This window comes from Halonotius sp. F2-221B (assembly GCF_046719765.1).
Taxonomy (GTDB): domain Archaea; phylum Halobacteriota; class Halobacteria; order Halobacteriales; family Haloferacaceae; genus Halonotius.
Map to the genome: position 1 here is coordinate 99,960 of NZ_JABEBY010000005.1, position 16,789 is coordinate 116,748.

17 protein-coding genes are annotated in these 16,789 nt (G+C 64.5%); 3 read left to right on the forward strand and 14 right to left on the reverse strand.

Annotated elements, in window-relative coordinates:
* The 14 genes from argF to HKK80_RS04975 form a co-directional block, all read right to left on the reverse strand.
* Entirely contained in the window at positions 1–894 is an 894-nt protein-coding gene (gene argF / locus HKK80_RS04910) for an ornithine carbamoyltransferase (protein ID WP_411798507.1), read from the reverse strand.
* A complete protein-coding gene (locus tag HKK80_RS04915) occupies positions 891–2,021 on the reverse strand; it encodes a [LysW]-lysine hydrolase (protein WP_411798508.1) in 1,131 nt (376 codons plus the stop codon). Before HKK80_RS04915 ends, argF begins: the two co-directional genes overlap by 4 nt.
* Positions 2,021–3,157 (reverse strand): aspartate aminotransferase family protein, encoded by a 1,137-nt coding sequence (locus tag HKK80_RS04920; RefSeq protein WP_411798509.1) that lies wholly within the window; start codon positions 3,155–3,157, stop codon positions 2,021–2,023. The genes HKK80_RS04915 and HKK80_RS04920 overlap by 1 nt, the downstream gene beginning before the upstream one ends.
* The gene (locus HKK80_RS04925) at positions 3,154–4,119 is read right to left on the reverse strand and encodes an acetylglutamate/acetylaminoadipate kinase (protein ID WP_411798510.1); all 966 of its coding nucleotides are present in this window, start codon (positions 4,117–4,119) and stop codon (positions 3,154–3,156) included. The genes HKK80_RS04920 and HKK80_RS04925 overlap by 4 nt, the downstream gene beginning before the upstream one ends.
* A 16-nt stretch (positions 4,120–4,135) precedes the next feature.
* Positions 4,136–5,179 (reverse strand): N-acetyl-gamma-glutamyl-phosphate reductase, encoded by a 1,044-nt coding sequence (gene argC / locus HKK80_RS04930; protein WP_411798511.1) that lies wholly within the window; start codon positions 5,177–5,179, stop codon positions 4,136–4,138.
* Positions 5,176–6,057 (reverse strand): lysine biosynthesis protein LysX, encoded by an 882-nt coding sequence (gene lysX, locus HKK80_RS04935; RefSeq protein WP_411798512.1) that lies wholly within the window; start codon positions 6,055–6,057, stop codon positions 5,176–5,178. The genes argC and lysX overlap by 4 nt, the downstream gene beginning before the upstream one ends.
* A 48-nt stretch (positions 6,058–6,105) precedes the next feature.
* A complete protein-coding gene (gene lysW / locus HKK80_RS04940; RefSeq protein WP_411798513.1) occupies positions 6,106–6,276 on the reverse strand; it encodes a lysine biosynthesis protein LysW in 171 nt (56 codons plus the stop codon).
* A 192-nt stretch (positions 6,277–6,468) separates the two neighbouring features.
* Entirely contained in the window at positions 6,469–7,971 is a 1,503-nt protein-coding gene (argH, locus tag HKK80_RS04945; RefSeq protein ID WP_411798514.1) for an argininosuccinate lyase, read from the reverse strand.
* A gap of 6 nt (positions 7,972–7,977) precedes the next feature.
* Complete coding sequence (locus HKK80_RS04950) at positions 7,978–9,204, reverse strand: argininosuccinate synthase (protein ID WP_411798515.1); 1,227 nt, start codon at positions 9,202–9,204, stop codon at positions 7,978–7,980.
* A gap of 307 nt (positions 9,205–9,511) precedes the next feature.
* Positions 9,512–11,023 (reverse strand): MATE family efflux transporter, encoded by a 1,512-nt coding sequence (locus HKK80_RS04955; RefSeq protein ID WP_411798516.1) that lies wholly within the window; start codon positions 11,021–11,023, stop codon positions 9,512–9,514.
* Positions 11,020–11,598 carry a TetR/AcrR family transcriptional regulator gene (locus HKK80_RS04960; RefSeq protein WP_411798517.1) on the reverse strand — a complete coding sequence of 193 codons (579 nt, stop codon included), beginning with the start codon at positions 11,596–11,598 and terminating at the stop codon, positions 11,020–11,022. The genes HKK80_RS04955 and HKK80_RS04960 overlap by 4 nt, the downstream gene beginning before the upstream one ends.
* A gap of 81 nt (positions 11,599–11,679) precedes the next feature.
* On the reverse strand, positions 11,680–12,297 hold the full coding sequence (locus HKK80_RS04965) for a dolichol kinase (protein WP_411798518.1): 618 nt from the start codon (positions 12,295–12,297) through the stop codon (positions 11,680–11,682).
* Between the two features lie 49 nt (positions 12,298–12,346).
* Positions 12,347–14,185: a glycine--tRNA ligase gene (gene glyS, locus HKK80_RS04970; protein ID WP_411798519.1), complete on the reverse strand. Its 1,839-nt coding sequence runs from the start codon at positions 14,183–14,185 to the stop codon at positions 12,347–12,349.
* Entirely contained in the window at positions 14,185–15,042 is an 858-nt protein-coding gene (locus HKK80_RS04975) for a CBS domain-containing protein (RefSeq protein WP_411798520.1), read from the reverse strand. The genes glyS and HKK80_RS04975 overlap by 1 nt, the downstream gene beginning before the upstream one ends.
* Before the next feature lie 103 nt (positions 15,043–15,145).
* Here HKK80_RS04975 and HKK80_RS04980 point away from each other — a divergent pair, with 103 nt between their 5' ends.
* The 3 genes from HKK80_RS04980 to HKK80_RS04990 all read left to right on the forward strand — a co-directional run bounded on the left by HKK80_RS04980 (position 15,146) and on the right by HKK80_RS04990 (position 16,766).
* Positions 15,146–15,313: a hypothetical protein gene (locus tag HKK80_RS04980; protein WP_411798521.1), complete on the forward strand. Its 168-nt coding sequence runs from the start codon at positions 15,146–15,148 to the stop codon at positions 15,311–15,313.
* Positions 15,314–15,502: 189 nt separating this feature from the next.
* Positions 15,503–15,787 carry a hypothetical protein gene (locus HKK80_RS04985; RefSeq protein WP_411798522.1) on the forward strand — a complete coding sequence of 95 codons (285 nt, stop codon included), beginning with the start codon at positions 15,503–15,505 and terminating at the stop codon, positions 15,785–15,787.
* A 685-nt stretch (positions 15,788–16,472) separates the two neighbouring features.
* On the forward strand, positions 16,473–16,766 hold the full coding sequence (locus HKK80_RS04990) for a hypothetical protein (protein WP_411798523.1): 294 nt from the start codon (positions 16,473–16,475) through the stop codon (positions 16,764–16,766).
* Positions 16,767–16,789: the final 23 nt, after the last annotated feature.

Genomic DNA, 16,789 nt, shown 5'->3' on the forward strand with positions numbered 1-16,789 from the left:
TCAGCTGAGCAGTTCGACCAGCAGGGCCTTCTGGGCGTGCAGCCGGTTTTCGGCCTGCTCCCACACAATCGAGCGGTCGCTTTCGATGACGCTGTCGGTGATCTCCTCGCCGCGATGGGCCGGCAGGCAGTGCATCACCGTCGCGTCGGTGTCGGCCAGCAGCTCGTCGTTGAGCTGGAAGCCGTCGAAGGCCGCGAGTTTCTCCTCGCGTTCGTCCTCCTCGCCCATGCTGACCCACACGTCCGTATAGATCACGTCCGCGCCGTCGATGGCGGCCTCCGGATCGGTGAAGACCTCGGGCGCCTCGCCGAGTTCGGCGGCGCGGTCGATGACGGCGTCGTCCATCGCGTACTCGGCTGGCGTTGCGACCGCGAGATCGACGCCGGCGAGCGCGCAGCCGACAGCGAAGGACTGGCCGACGTTGTTGCCGTCACCGATCCAGGCGACCCGCACGTCGTCGAGGCCGCCGAACTGCTCGCGGATCGTCAGGAGGTCCGCCAGCGTCTGGCAGGGATGGGCGTCGTCGGTCAGCCCGTTGATCACGGGCACGTCGGCGTACTCGGCGAGGGTTTCGGCGTCGGCGTGGTCGAACAGCCGGGCCATGATCCCGTCGACGTACCGACCCATCGCGCGGGCGGTGTCCTTTAGCGGCTCGCCGTGGCCCAACTGGATGTCGTCGGGGCCCATGAAGATCGCATGCCCGCCGAGTTGCGTCATTCCCGTCTCGAAGGAGATTCGGGTGCGCGTGCTCGGCTTCTCGAAGAGCATGCCGAGGGTCTGGTCGGCGAGGTGGGCGTCGTTGTCGCCGGCTTTCAGATCGGCTGCCAGCGCGAGCAACGCGTCGAGTTCGTCGGCCGAGACATCGTCGATGTCGAGGAAATCGTCCGCGTTCATTGTGCTGCCTCCGTACCAGCCGTCGCCTCGCTGTCACCCGCCGTCGCATCGTCGCTAACGCCGAGTCGATCACACACGTCGATCAGCACCTCGGTGGCGTTGTCGAACTCAGTGAGTGGCAGGTGTTCGTTCGGCGTGTGGTCGAGACTGGAGTCGCCCGGGCCGTAGCTCACCATCTCACAGTCCCACTCGGTGGCGAAGACGTTCATGTCGCTGGTGCCGGTTTTCCGGAGGAGCCGGGGATCGGCACCGCCCTCGCGGATCGCCGCGCGGAAGACGCGGGCCAACTCCGTGCGCGGGCTGGTCATCACCGGCGGGATCGACTCCGTCCAGTTGACTGTGCCGACCTCAAGTTCCGCATCCGAGAGTTCGCGTACCTCGTCGGGCGTCCGCTCTGGTGGCACCCGCAACTGGAACTCCATGGTCGACTCCATTGAGAGCCCATCGACGGAGACGCCGCCCTCGATGTCGACGGGTTTCGTCGTCACCTGCTCGAAGACTGGCACCCACTCGTCTGGCTCGAAGATCGCCTCGACGCGATCCCACCAGCTCATCGCGTGTTGGATCGCGTTGAGGTCGGGCCGGGAGTGATGCCCGGACTCGCTGGCGGCGACGTAGGTGCCCTCAAGGAGGCCGCGGTAGCCCAGCGTGATCCCGTCCCAGCCGGATGGCTCGCCGTTGATGATGAGGTCGGGGGCTTCGCGGTGATCAGTCAGGTACCACGCGCCACGCGAGGTCGACTCCTCGCCGACGACGCCGACGAAGGATGCGCCGGTTTCGACCGCCGCGATCGCCATCGATGCCAGCGAACCAGTCGCGTCGACGCTGCCGCGCCCCCAGAGTTCGGGGCCGTCGTCGCCATCGTTGATCTCGACGGGGATCTCACCGGGGACGGTGTCAATGTGTGAGGTCAGCAGGACGCTGTCGTCGCCCGGCGCGCGAACGTTGCCGATGTCGTCGATCCAGACCTCGCGGTCGTGGCGGTCGAAAAAGGCCGCCAGTGCCTCGGCGGCTTCCGTTTCTTCGCCCGAGACCGATGGAATCGACACCAACTCGGTGAGGAGTCGGCGGCCCTCGGTGTCGATAGCGGGATGTTCCAGTGCGCCGTGGGTTGATTCGACAGCCATCAGTCAAGTGCCTCCGTGAGCGCGTCGACGACGGTGTCGACGTGTGTTTCGTCAATGGTGAGCGGGGGCAAAAATCGGACGACTGTGCGGCCCGCCGGCAGCGCGAGGATCTGGTGGTTCATCGCCAGATCACGCAGCACGCGGTTCGCGCCGCGTTTCACCTCGACGCCGACCATCAGCCCGTTGCCGCGTACGTCGCGGACGCCGAGATCGTGTTCCTCGGCGGCGGCCTCGATTTCGCTCATCATGTACTCGCCCATGTCGGCGGCGTGCTGCGGAATCCCCTCATCGACGATAGTCGAGACAGTCGCGTGTGCCGCCGCGGAGATGACCGGGCCGCCGCTGAACGTCGAGGCGTGCGAGCCGTAGTTGTCGGCGATCCAGTCACGGCAGAGCGTCGCGCCGACCGGGAGCCCGTTGCCGAGGCCCTTCGCGCTCGTGATCATATCCGGCACCACGTCGGCCCACTCGGAGGCCCAGAGCGTGCCGGTGCGACCCATCCCGGTCTGTACCTCATCGAAGATCAGTGCCGCGCCGCTGGTCGCGGTCTCGACGCGAGCCCGCTGGAGGAACTCCTTGCGAGCGGGGTTGATCCCGCCCTCGCCCTGCACCGGTTCGATGATCACTGCGGCGGTGTCGTCGTCGATGGCGGCGGCCATCTCTGCGGCGTCGTCGTACGCGACGAACTCGACATCGCCGATCAGCGGCTCGTAGGGCTTCTTGTACTTGTCTTTCCACGTCGTTGCGAGCGCGCCCATCGTCCGGCCGTGGAACCCGCGTTTCGTCGAGATGATCTTCGAGTTCCCCGTCGCCGAGCGGGCGAATTTGAGGGCGGCTTCGTTGGCCTCCGTTCCCGAGTTACAGAGCCACACCTTGTCGACGGTTTTCGGGGCGGTTTCGGCGAGCAGTTCGTACAGCTTCGTCCTGATCTCGACCGGATAGGACGCCTGCACGTAGGTGAGTCGTGAGAGCTGGTCGGTGATGGCGTCTTGGACGGCCTCGTGGCCGTGGCCGAGCGGGACGCAGGCGTAGCTCGCGCCCATGTCCAGATACTCGGTACCGTTGCTGTCGGTGACGTACGCGCCGTCACCCTCGACGATCTCGATCGGTTTCTCCGAGAAGACAAAGCCACTCATTGGGTGATCTCTCCGTTATCTGCCAGCGCGCTCGCCTCGATTTTCGTGCCCGCGCCGTCGAGCGCGCTACTGACCGGCGCGTCGCGGTTGGCGTCGCCGACGTGGACTGCCGTCGCGCCACCTTCCAGTGCCTCGGTTGCGGCCATCACTTTCTTCGTCATGAACCCTTCCGCGGCGTCTTTCACCGCCGCCAATTCGTCGGGTGTCGCTGCCGACTCGATGAGCGTCTCGGGGTCGTCGGGATCGGCGTAGATCCCCTCAACATCGGTCAACACCACGAGTTCGGCACCGAGCGCGCCGGCGACGGCGGCCGCCGAGCGGTCGGCGTCGGCGTTGACCGGCAGGAGTTCGTCGTCGTCCTCGCCGAGCATCGGCACGCTCACGACCGGCGTGTAGCCGTCGGCGAGCAGTGAGTCCAGCAGATCGCTGTTCACGTCGGTAATCTTGCCGGAGTGGTCGCCGCGTTTGATCTTCTTTTTGCCGTCTTCGAGTACGCGAACCGCCGACTTGCGGGGGCCGGTCAGCAACCCGCCATCGACGCCCGACAGCCCGACGGCGTCGACACCAGCGTTGCGGAACAGCGTCGTCAACTCGGTGTTGAGTTTGCCGGCCATCACCATAGCGAAGACCTCCATCGTCTCTTCGTCGGTGAATCGGCCGGTGACGCCGCCAGGCGTTTCGACGTACGTCGGCTCGATGTCCATGCGTTCCAGCGTCTCGTCGACGGCGGTCGAACCGCCGTGAACGACGACGACCTCGCGGCCCGAGTCGACGAGCGCGGCGATATCGTCGACCGCGCCTTCGGGGTCAACCGCGTTCGCGCCGCCGATCTTGACGACGACCGGCGGCTGGCCGCCGTCGGTTCGGAGTCGCCGCTGCCGTGGGTCTGCGTGCGTCTGCGGGCGGTCAGCAGAATGATGCTGGCGACGGCGGGTACGTGTTGGTGAATCGTGTTCTGTCATAAGCAACCACTCCGTGTTATGGCGCGCCGACCGGGTGGAGCCCCTGAAAGTCGAGGCCAGCGGTTTCCTCAAGGCCGAGGGCGATGTTCGTGCCGTGGATCGCCTGCCCGGCCGAGCCTTTCATCATGTTGTCGATTGCCGAGAAGGCGACGAGCCGCTTATTACCGGGGTCGAGTTCGAAGCCGACTTCGGCCATGTTGGTGCCGGCGACCGCCTTCGGTTCGGGGTAGCGGTAGACGCCACCGCCGCCGGCGACCAGTCGCACAAAGGGTTCGTCCTCGTATCTCTCGCGGTAGGCACTCCAGAGGTCGCCCTTCGAGACGGGCTCGCCGGGGAAGACGTGACAGGTCGCCGACGAGCCGCGTGTCATATCGACCGCGTGGACCGTGAACGACAGCGAGACACCGAGGAACTGCTCGATTTCGGCCTCGTGGCGGTGGCCCGTCGGTGCGTACGGGCGGACGACGCCCGACCGCTCGGGGTGGCTGGAGGCGTCGCCGCCGCCCGCACCACCCTCCGAGGAGCCGACCTTTACGTCGGCGACGATCTGCTCGTCGCCCGAGAGGATGCCGGAATCAAACAGCGGTTTGAGACCAAGGATCGTCGAGGCGGCGTTGCAGCCGCCGCTGGCGATGAGATCAGCGCCAGGCAACTCGTCGCGGGTCAACTCGGGGAGCGCGTAGACGCTTTCCTCCAGGTACTCGGGCGCGCTGTGGCCGTCGTACCACTCCTCGTACTGTTCGGCCGTGTTGAGCCGGAAATCAGCCGAGAGATCGACGACGGTGTCGGCGTGCTCGTCAAATTCGTCGATCTGCTCCATCGAGACGCCGTGCGGGGTTGCCGCGAACAGTACGTCCACTGATTCCAAGTCGTCAGGCGAACTGAATCTGAGATCGAGTTCGCGGAGGTTCGGATGCGAGTAGCCGACTGTCTTGTTCGCTTTCGAGCGGCTCGTCGCCTGTTTGATCTCGAAGTTCGGGTGGCCGGCGAGGAGGCGGAGCAGTTCGCCGCCGGTGAACCCGGTACCGCCGACGACGCTGGCGGTGTAGGTGTCGCTCATTGCGTCGCCTCCGGTGTCGCCTCGCTCGCTTTCGTCTCCAGCCAGTCGACAACGGTGGCCGGCATGTCGACATCGACACAGCCGTTGAGGGCTTTGAATTCGACGGTGTGGTTGATCTCATGGACGGTGTATTTGCCGCTTTCCTCGCCGCCGACCTCCATCAGATCGACACCGAGCAGGCCGCCGCCGACCGCGTCGCTGGCTTTCTCGACGAGGTCAAGCGCGGTATCGTCGAGTTCGAAGCCCGCGGTGTCGCCGCCTTTCGCGGCGTTGGTCAGCCAGTGATCCGAGCTTCTGGTCATCGCGGCGACGGGCTCGCCGTCGGTCGCCAGCACGCGGATGTCACGACCGGGTTTGTCGACGAACTCCTGGACGTAGAACACCTTGTGCTCGTAGTGGCCGAGAACTTTCTTGTGTTCGAGGATGGCTTCGGCCGCGCTCTCGGAGTCGATCTTCGCCATCAGGCGACCCCATGAGCCGACGACCGGCTTGAGGACACAGGGGTAGCCGAAGGATTCGATGGCGTCCATCGCCGAGTCGACGGTGAAGGCGACTTTCGTATCGGGTGTCGGCACGCCCGCGTCGTCGAGCGCGAGGCTGTTTTTCACCTTGTCGGCACACACGTCGGCCGTCTCGGGGCTGTTGATGACCGGCACATCGTAGTGGTCGATGAAGCGTGTCGCGTACAGCGACCGGCTGGTCGACAGACAGCGGTCGACGACGAGATCGAGGTCGTCGATGTCGGCGGTCGTGCCGTTGAGACCGAACTGCTGTTTCCGCACGTCGATCTTCTCGATCTCGTGGTCGCGGTCGCGCAGCTCGTTGAGCAACAGCTTCTCGTCCTGCCTGATGCGCGAGTAGAGGATGCCGATCTTCATAGTGTGTGTAGGTCGGTTACCCCCGCTGCCGCGGGCGTCGCGGTCACGTTACTCGCCCCAGTCCTCTTCGAGTTCCGGGGCCGTGTCGAGTTCCGGCGGGTCGACGGCGATGACTTCCAACTCGGCACCACAGGTGCCACAGTCGATGATCTCTCCGACTTCGAGGTCGTCGTGCAGGTCGACGCCGGCACCGCATTCCGGACAATCTGCTTCTGACATGGGTGTACGCAGGCGTTCCCGACGTATATACTTAAACACATCGAACTTGTAGGATAATTTATACTACTCAGCGTCGCCACTCGCGGCGGTTGAGCGCGTATCAGCGGCCTGGCGAAATTCTCGGCTGAATTTCATGTTTGGTGAGTGCCCCCGAACGGGGGTCGCCAGAGCCGGACGCGCCGCCGCCGAAACTCAGACATACTGGTCGACCTCCTGCTGGCGTCGCGCGGCAGCAGCAGCCAGCGTTTCCCGGCGCGCGTCGAGGGCGTCGCTGTCGGTTGCCACATCTTCGCGGGCCGTTTTGATCGACGCGTCGACAGCTCCCGGCGCGGGGCCGCCGACCGAATCGCGGCTCGCCACGCTGTCAGCCGGATCGAGTGTCGACTCGACGCTCGCCTCGTCGACGTACTCGAACAGCGATTCACCCAGCACCTCCTCAGCAGCCGCGTCGAGTACGGCAGCGGTTACGCCGTCGTCGCTCGCTTCGGCCTCTTCAGCGGCCAGCGCGACGACCTCGTGAGCGGTGCGGAACGGCAGCCCCGCCATCGCCAACAGATCGGCGATGCCGGTCGCCGTCGCAAAGCCGTCGTCCGCTTCCGCCGCCAGCACCTCGGCGTTCCAGTCGGCGGTCGCCACCGCGCCCGCCGCGATCGACGACGCCTCAACGACGGCATCGACCGCGCGGAACGTATGCGGATGCGCGCGCTGGAGGTCGCGGTTGTACGCCCGCGGCAGCCCCTTCAGCGTCGTCAACAACCCGGTCAGTTCACCGGTCGCGTCGCCGGCGACGGCGCGGGTCAACTCCAGCGTGTCGGGGTTTTTTTTCTGTGGCATGATCGAGGAGGTCGAACTGTAGTCGTCCGACAACTCGATATATCCCTTGTTGGCGAAAACGACGATGTCCTCGGCGAGTCCCGACAGCGTGGTCGCGTGGATCGCCAGCGCGGCGGTCGCTTCCGCGAGGAAGTCCCGCGCGGAGGCGGCATCCATCGAGTTCTCGACGACGCGGCCGAAACCGAGCAGTTCGGCGGTGCGCTCGCGGTCGATATCGAACGGCGTGCCCGCGAAGGCTGCCCCGCCGAGCGGCGACTCGTTCGTGCGGTCGTAGGCATCGAGCAAACGAGCGGTGTCGCGGCCGACGGCGGCCGCATACGACGAGAGGTAGTGACCAACCGTGATCGGCTGGGCCGGCTGGAGATGCGTGTAGCCTGGCATCACCGTCTCGGTATGCTCGGCGGCGGCCTCCAGCAGCGATTTACGCAGCGCGAGCGTTGTCTCGATGGCGTCCAGCAGATCCGTACGAAGGCGATATCGAATGCAGGTGGCGACCTCGTCGTTGCGGCTCCGGGCGGTGTGCATCTTCCCACCATCGGGGCCGGCGCGGTCGATGACGGCCGACTCGATGGCCTCGTGGACATCTTCGCCGTCAGGGAGGTCGCCGTGGCCGGCTGCTTCAACATCATTGAGCGCAGCCAGAATCTCACCGGCCACGTCGTCGCCGATGATTTCTTGCTCGGCGAGCATGACGACGTGGGCGCGGTCGACCGCGAGATCAGCCGCAAAAATCCGGCTGTCGCCGGCGAGACTCGACAGGAATTCGCGGGCGGGGCCGCCGCTGAAGCGGTCGCGACGGACGACCGTCTCGTCGTCCGCGTCGTTCGGATCAGCCGTGCCGTCCGTCGCGTCGTCGGCCATCGTTGCTTATTCGTCGCTCTCGTCGCCGTCAGTTGCCCCGCGCTTCGCCTCGGCGGCGCGCTTGGCTTCGGCCGCGATCCGATCCTGATAGCCGTGATATTTGGCGACGCCGGTCGCGTCGGCTTGGGTGATGTCGCCGACTTTCTCGGTGTTGAAGGAGGCGGCGTCGGCGGAGTACACCGCGTAGTCGCTGTCGCGGCCGACGACGCGGGCCTGGCCGCCCTCGAAGCGGATCGTCACCGAGCCGGTGACTTTCGTTTGGGTCTCCTCGATGAATCCCTCAAGCGCGGCGACGAGTGGGCCATCGACGAGGCCTTCGTACCCTTTCTGGCTCCACTCGGCATCGACCTGCTGTTTGAAGTCGCGTTCCTCTTTCGTGAGGACGAGTGCTTCCAGCCCCTTGTGGGCGTTGAGCAGCGTCGTCGCCGCGGGGTGTTCGTAGTTTTCGCGGACTTTCAGGCCGAGCATGCGGTCTTCCATCATATCGGTGCGGCCGACGCCGTAGGAGCCCGCGAGTTCGTTGAGTTCTTCGATGAGTTCGATGGGTTCCAGCTCCTCGCCGTTCAGCGAGACGGGGTAGCCGTTCTCGAAGCCGAGTTCGATCTCCTCGCCGAAGCCGCTCGGCGCGGTCGTCCACTCGTAGATCTCCTCGCCCGGCACGTGGTCGGGCTCTTCGAGGTCGCCGCCCTCGATGGAGCGACTCCAGAGGTTGGTGTCGATCGACCACGTGCCTTCGTTGCCGGCCTCGACGGGGAGGTTGCGCTCAGCGGCGTACTCGATCTCCCAGTCGCGGGTCATCCCCATCTCGCGGACGGGCGCGATGACTTCGAGATCGGAGGCTCGCCAGATCGCCTCAAATCGGAGTTGGTCGTTGCCCTTGCCGGTACAGCCGTGAGCGATGCCGTCGCAGCCTTCCTCCTCGGCGACGCGGAGGATCGCTTTGGCGATCACCGGCCGGGCCAGCGCGGTGCCCAGCGGGTAGCCCTGATAGTCGGCGTTGGCGCGGACGGCGTCGAAACAGAGGTCGGCGAACTCCGCTTTGGCGTCGACGACGTGGTGATCGAGGTCGAGTGCCTCGGCGGTTTCTCGGGCCTCTTCGAACTCGTCGGCCGGCTGGCCGACGTCGACGGTGACGCCGATCACTTCGTCGTAGCCGTACTCCTCTTCGAGAACCGGCACGCAGACGGTGGTGTCGAGCCCACCGCTGAACGCCAGTGCCACGCGGTTTGTCATTACCCACACCAAACGGGGAGTGGGCCTTAAATTCAGTGATTTTAAAATCCGAAAACAACCGCAGAGACGGCTCTACGCGGTCGAAAACGATATTTTCGCGGAACGAATCAGCGACGGTCGAACCCAAAACGAGGCCTACCGGCCCGACCGTCGAGACGAGGCGGGGCCGCCGGTCGGCCCCGCTCGCGGTAGTCGCCGCAGCCGCCGTTCGCCGACGAACGCTGGCGCGGTGCGACGGGCGACAGTCATTATCGATCCCTTGGTGGTCGGCTACATAATGATTTCGTGATCGCTGCGAGGGACACCGCTAGTCGGATTCGGCGGCTCCATCGACACTGTCAGGAGGCGGTGTCGTCGCTGTCTCGCCGCGCACGTCGCCGTCGCGCCACGTCCCGCGCCGGAACCACAGCCACGCGATGGTCGCCCCCGCGATATTCGAGACGAAGAAGGCCAGCCAGATCCCGCGCACGCCGAAGACAAGATCGGCATACGGGATCGGCAGGCGGAACTGCGAGGCGATGTAGGCGACCGGCAGCCGGATGCCGCCGAGGGTCACGATAGCGATGGCGGCGGCGGTCAGCGTCTTGCCCGCTCCGCGGAAGCCGCCGGTGAAGGCGCGCATAACCCCAATAAACCCGAACGACAGCGCGGTGTACCGGAGGAAGGTCGCCCCCTCCGCGAGCACTGCGGGATCGGTAGTGAACACGGCGACGATGGGGGTCGGCAGCAGGAAGATCACCACCCCCATCAGTCCGAGGATACCGAACAGCCCCTTGGCCGCGAGGTAGTTGGCCGCTTCGGCGCGGTCGTAGTTGCCGGCCCCGATGTTCTGGCCGGACATCGTCTCGACGCCGCGGGCGACCGCGATCGCCGGCAGGAAGATCACCGAGAAGACGCGGGTGCCGATCCCAAAGGCGGCGACGACGGCCGTCGAGAACAGCCCGACGACGATCAACAGCGCGTTGACCGACAGCGCGCGGCCGGTGCCCTCGATGCTGGCGGGGACGCCGATCCGCAGGATCTTGGGTAGGTACGCGAAGTCGGGCCACATATCGCTGAGGCTGATCCGAATCCCCCGGCTGCCCGACAGCATGATCCCGATGCCGACGACCATCGCAAGGCTGCGGGAGAAGACGGTCGCAATCGCCGCCCCCTCGATCCCCATACCGGTGAAGCCCGTCGCGGCGAACAGTGTTTCTTGAACGCCGGCCAGTCCGACCATTCCGAACAGCGGGTTGGCCTCGAACCCGAAGATGAGGAACGGGTCGAGCACGACATTGATGACGACCGTGCCGAACATGACGACCATCGGCGTGATCGTGTCGCCCGACCCCCGCATCAGCGAGATGAACACGAAAAAGCCGAACATGAACGGCAGCCCCAGCGCGATCACTTCCATGTAGGCGGTCGCCCCCGGTAACACGTCCGACGAGGCTCCGAGAAAGGCGAGAAACGGCTCGACGAACGGGTAGCTGCCGAGCCCCAAAACGAGCGAGCCGACGAGGGCGAACGTCACCGTCTGGGAGGCGGCGTACTCGGCCTGCTCGGTCTCGTCGGCCCCGGTGTGTTGGGCGACCAGCACGCTGCCCGCCACTGACAGGCCCATTCCCAACGAAATGAGGAGAAAGACCATCGGGAAGCCGAAGGAGATCGCCGCCAGTGCCTCCGTCGAGTACCGGCCGAGCCAGAACGTGTCGGCCAGATTGTAGGCAGTCTGCAACAGGTTCGTGATGACAATCGGCAACGAGAGATACACCAGCGGCTTGAGGATGCCGCCCTCGGTCAGTTCGAGTTCTGCTTGGCCTTTGAACAGGCTCACGCCGTCGCCTCCGGCCGCCAGCCCAACTCGGTTTCGAGATACCCCTCGACGACGCGGCGCGTGTCCGCGGGGGACTCCCCGAGGGCAACCGTCCGAACGTGGCCGCCGTTGATCGCCGTGGTGACGAACCGCGCCACTGCAGCCGGATCGCTCGCCTCGAAATGCCCCGCTTCGATCCCGTCGTCGACGGCGGTTTCGATAACCGACCGCAGTCGCTCGTCGAGGTCGACGAACCGCTGGCGATAGGTCTCGTGGTAGGGGGCTTGTGCCTTCAGTTCCATGAGTGCGACCGGGAACTCGTCGTCGGGGTCGGCGGCGAACACCGCATCGAGAACGGCGGTGAGCTGTGTGGGCGGATCGCTCGCCTCGACGACGACATCCCGTTCGAAGCGGTCGATCAGGTCGTCGAGAAACGCGTTCAACAGCTCCTCTTTCGTGTCGAAGTGGTAGTGGATCGCCGCCGTCGTCACCGACGATTCAGCGGCGATCCGCTGCATCGTGAGGTCGGCGTACCCGTGTTCACAGAGGCTTCGACCGGTTGCTCGAATGATCGCGTCGGTCGTCTCCGTTGCCATTTCCCTAACTTACTAACTGATTAGTTAAGAGCGTTCGGATCACTCGGCGTACGGGGTCGACGCCGTGTCAGCACCGCGCGCTCACAGCCAGAGCGGATCGAACCCGATGTCGACGCCGAGCAGCCAGAACGTGGCGACGATGCCCGCGGCGGCGACCGGCGGGATCGTGAGGTTGTCGTCGACAGCGACACCGCGAACGACCGGTTTGATCCCGTCGGCGACCGCGCCGACGGCCGCGCCGACGGCCGCCGCGACAGCCCCGACACCGAGAGTCGATCCGGCGACGGTAAACGGGACGGCGAGGACAAAACAGACGCCGAACATCGCGGCGACGACCGCGGGGCGTTTGTGTTCGTCGGCCGTGTTGTCGCCCAACTCGCCGCTGATCGGATCGCCGAGAATGAGCATCAACATCGCCGGAATCGTCACCACCGGGCCGAACAGCACGGCGACGCCGGTCATACTCAGCATGTAGAGCGCGTAGCCCGCGACCGCGTGCTGTTCGTACGGGCGCGTGATCTCGTCGTAGATCGGGTGATCGAGACCGACGACGAGCCGCAGGAATTCGAGGGTGAAGACGATGCCCGTCACGACGAGCATAAAATACCGGAGTTCTCGCCACGTCACGATGTCGAGCAGGTAGATCACCGGCATCCCGACGCCGCTGGCGTGGATCAGCCGTCGCCCGTACTCGCTCATGGCCGTCGTCTCGGTGTTGGTCGACCCATCGGTACTGGCTGTCGCATCGTCACGCAGTCGTTACGTCGGTATCGACGCGCTCGTAGCGATCCTGGAGGTCGGCGAACTCGCGGTTGCCGTCGAAGATGGCTTCGAGTTCGGCGGCGAGATCGGCGATCGGCAGCCGGAGTTGAGCCGCTGAATCGCGTTCTCGGAGTGTTACCGTCGGCTCGCCGTCGCCCTCCAGCCCCTCGTGGTCGACGGTCACACAGAACGGCGTGCCGACCTCGTCCTGTCGCCGGTAGCGACGGCCGATCGAGCCCGAGTCGTCGTAGCTGACCGACAGCCCTGCGGCCCGCAACTCGTCGGCCACATCGTCGGCCGTCCCGAGCAGAGCGCCGTCGTCGACGAGCGGGAAGACGGCCACGTCGGTCGGCGCGATTTCCGGGGCCAACGAGAGGTACGTGCGGGTCTCGTCGTCGACGGTGTCCTCGCTGTAGGCGTGATCGAGCAGCGTGTAGACCGTCCGGCCGACGCCGAAGGAGGGTTCGACGACGTGGGGCGTGATATGCTCACCCGACTCGGTCTGTTCTTCGATTGCGAAGTTTGCCACGTCGGTGTCGACGGTGTAGCTCTCGCCGTCGTCGCCGGACTGCGTCCGGCTGCCAGAGGCGTCAGACGACGCCTCGCTGACATCGACCGTTACCTCGTCGTCCTCGAAGGCGTCGGGATCGTCGTCAGCGAGTTCTTGCAGCGCGTCGGCCACGTCGCCCGCGTCGCCACCGAACTCGGGACCCAACGCCGACATATCGGGATCGACGGTCGCGCGTTCGACGGTTTTCGGCTCGTCGTAGCGTTTGAAGATCGTAAAGCGATCCTCGGAGTGCTCGCCGTGTTTCCGGAGGTCGTAGTCGCCGCGGTAGGCGAAGCCGGCGATCTCGATCCAGTTGCCGCCAACCTCACTTTCGGCGTCCCAACAGTCGGCGGCGTAGTGGGCGCGCTCGCCAGCGAGGTGTTGGCGGAACCGGAACCGATCCATGTCGACGCCGACGCGCTCGTACCAGCCCTGCGCCACACCGAGGAAGTACGCCACCCACGGCGAGCCGATGATTTCTTCGGCTACTGCGTCGCCAATGGTCGTCTCGATATAGTCGCCGTCATCGGCGTTCTGCTCCGTCGCCGGGTAGAGCGTGACCTCTACGTCTTCGACGTCTTCCAGCGGCGGTTCGTCTTCGTCGGGATCGATGAACTGCTCTAACTCCGCCTGTGTGAACTCACGCACGCGAATGATTCCACGGCGCGGACTGATCTCGTTGCGGTAGGCCGGGCCGATCTGGGTAACCCCGAAGGGGAGTTGCCCGCGGGCGTACTCTTTGAGTCGCGGAAACTCGACGAAGATGCCCTGTGCCGTCTCGGGTCGCAGGTAGCCGGGTTGGCCGCTGCCGGGGCCGATCGAGGTCTCGAACATGAGGTTGAAATCCTCGACCGGTTCGCCCGCGAGGTCGGCCCCGCAGGTCGGACACGCAAGGTCATGCTCGCGGATCAGTTCCTCGACGCGGTCGACGCCGAGTGCTTCGGCGTCCTCGATATCCTCCACGGCGTCTTCGATCAGATGGTCGGCGCGGTGGCTCTCGCCGCACTCCGCACACTCGATGAGCATGTCGTCGAACCCGTCGAGATGCCCCGACGCCTCGAAGACGGGTTCGGGCATGACGGTCGGGGCTTCGATCTCCTCGTTGCCGAGTCTGAGGGTGAACTGCTCGCGCCACGCCGACTCGACGTTGCGTTTGAGGGCCGCACCCTCCGGGCCGAAGGTGTAGAACCCCGCCGTCCCGCCGTAGGCCTCGTTGGCACCGAAAAAGAAGCCCCGACGTTTGGCGAGTTCGGTGAGTGCCTGCTGGCTGACCATCAGAGCCCCTCCAGCAGGTCGATATCGCGGACGATACCGACGAGATCACCACCCGAGACGAGCGGGATCTGTTCGATCTCGTTGGAGATCATCGTCTGGGCGGCGTCAGTCGCGGTCTTGGTCTTGCTGATCGTGATCACATCGCTAGTCATGATCTCGGCGACCGGCTCGGCGGGGATCTCGACGTTGCGGGTCGGGAAGTAGCTGTTGCCGACGGCCTTGATCCCCTCCCAGGCCCACTCCGAGTCCTGTTCGGCGATGGATTCGCCGGTGTCGTCTTCGCCCTCGACGACACGGGCGATCCCGACGATATCGACCTCGGTAAGCATCCCCGTCATGTCGCCGTCGTCGTCGAGGACGACGGTGTAAGGAACGTTTGCGTGGTAGATCTCGCGTTCGGCGACCGTGAGGGGGGTACCGACGTAGGTGGTGTTGATATCACGGGTCGCCAACTCGCCGACCTGGGTATCGCCGGGGATCTGCTCGCGGGCGATCGCGCGGACGACATCGGTGACGGTGATGATGCCGTCGAGTTCGTCGTTGTCGGTCGGATCGACAACCGGGACGCGGCGGGCGTCGTTGTCAACCATATGTGCGGCGGCATCGAGGAGATCAGTGTCGGGGGTCACCGTCTCAACCTCACGGGTGAGCAAGGCGAGTTGATCCTCGTCGGGGCGTTCGATCAGCGAATCCCGGGAGATGATCCCCCGGTAGACATCGACACCGTCGACGGCCTTGGTCACCGGAACCGACGAAAAGCCGTGATCTTGCAGGTACGTCAGGACATCGTCACGAGTGCCGGGGAGCTCAACAGTGACAAGCTCGTCACGGGGTGTCATCGCGTCAGCGACGTTCATACCCCGGCTACCGTCGGCCAGCCTCTTGTATCAACCGAAGGCGGCCGTCGGCACGGCGGTCGGTTCCGATATCATTAAATACCTGAGCGTGTGAAGATATTCCATGACACAGGATCACACGCCTGTTGGGGATGCCGGGGCACCCGAGGTCATGGCCGCCGTCGACGACGCCGACAGCCGGCCCTCGTATGTCATCGCTGATGTCAGCCGCGACGGCGCGTGGCTCTCCGTCCACGAACCCGACGCTGTGATCCTTTCGGAGTGGTGCTAGGTTCGGGTACATGACCAGACTACTGCTGACACCTGTATCTTGCTCGCGCCTGTCTTTCGCTGACACCTGTCTTCGCTGATACCGCCAGAGGAATCACCAACGCAGATCCAGAACACACCTCCAACGCCCGAACCACCAGCGGTCGACAACAACCCGTGTAATCAAATCCCCACACCCAGTAGAGAGGGTATGTCGAAGGAGATCCCGGATCCGGCGGAGACACGGCGGTTTGAAAAGGGGAAGGTCATCGAGATCAAGGTTGACGGCGAGGTCGTGATGCGGATCGAACGACAAAACGAAATCTTCACCTCACCCATCGAGGATGCCGGGATCTGGGCCGCCCTGTCCGGCATTATCGACTCCATCGACGAAACACTGGACGACAAACTCGACTCCGAACCTCACGAGGTGCTGGCGGAACACGAAGTCGAGATTCGGGCGGGACATGCCGGCGACTGGGATCAGATCAACTGACGATCACGCTCGGTGCGGCTGCTACAACACTGAGACACAATACAAAACGGCCATGCGCCGAAAGCCGCCATCCCCGTCTGTACGACGGGATCAGGCGTACCAAACCAGTGTCAACGTGAGTTGACTGTTCAAACCGCCTGCCCGGAAAGGTGACGGTTTCCGCCTGCCCGGAAGAGGTCAGACGGTATCAGGAAGATGGTAGTCGGTAGTAATAAAACTACCCCTGAAATTCTCAGAGTGAATAATTGTGGCGCGAACAGCGACGTGTGCACCGCAGCTGATGGGGTGAGACAAACGCATGATAGCTAAATTGCATTATTGGATTTGATATTCCGGACACCACTTATTTATATCACACGTCGGAACCAACAGTTGTCGCCTCGTGTCAACGAGTGCGGCTGTCGAACACGCCTGCCCGGAACAGGTCGGGAAGCGAGAGCTGCTTCCCACTTTACGTCTCTTCACTGACGACAGCAACCGAAGACATCAGAAGCTGGCTCTCATCGGTATCAGATATCGCTGTCGACACCGCTCTCAACCGCAACACGGTGACCGCGCTTATATCATATTTACAACGCAAGCGTTTTTACATGTGGCCTACGACTGTTTCAGCAATAGGGGGTCTGCAGTGCAACAACAACTCAGCGGAGACGGTGCGGATGGGAGCGACAGCAGAGGAACAGTGGTGTCAACTCCAGCACAGATACATCACTGGATCACCAACACATACTTTTCCGGGGAGTTGAAAACAGATTCAAACTCGGATATACTGTTGCTGTACGGCGGGACGTTCATGATCGGCGGGCTCGTGGCGGTCGCCCTCTCGTTTGGGTTGAATCTCTTTTCGTTTGTCGTCGCGCGCGTCATGCTGTATACGAGTGCCGCACTGCTGGTCGTCGGGCTCGGCCTCTGGGTCATCCATGCGACCTGTCTCAGTCTCGGCTATCTCGCCCGGATCGAACGCCAGCTGTTGGGGTAGTCGACCGCGACAAGGGACGACAC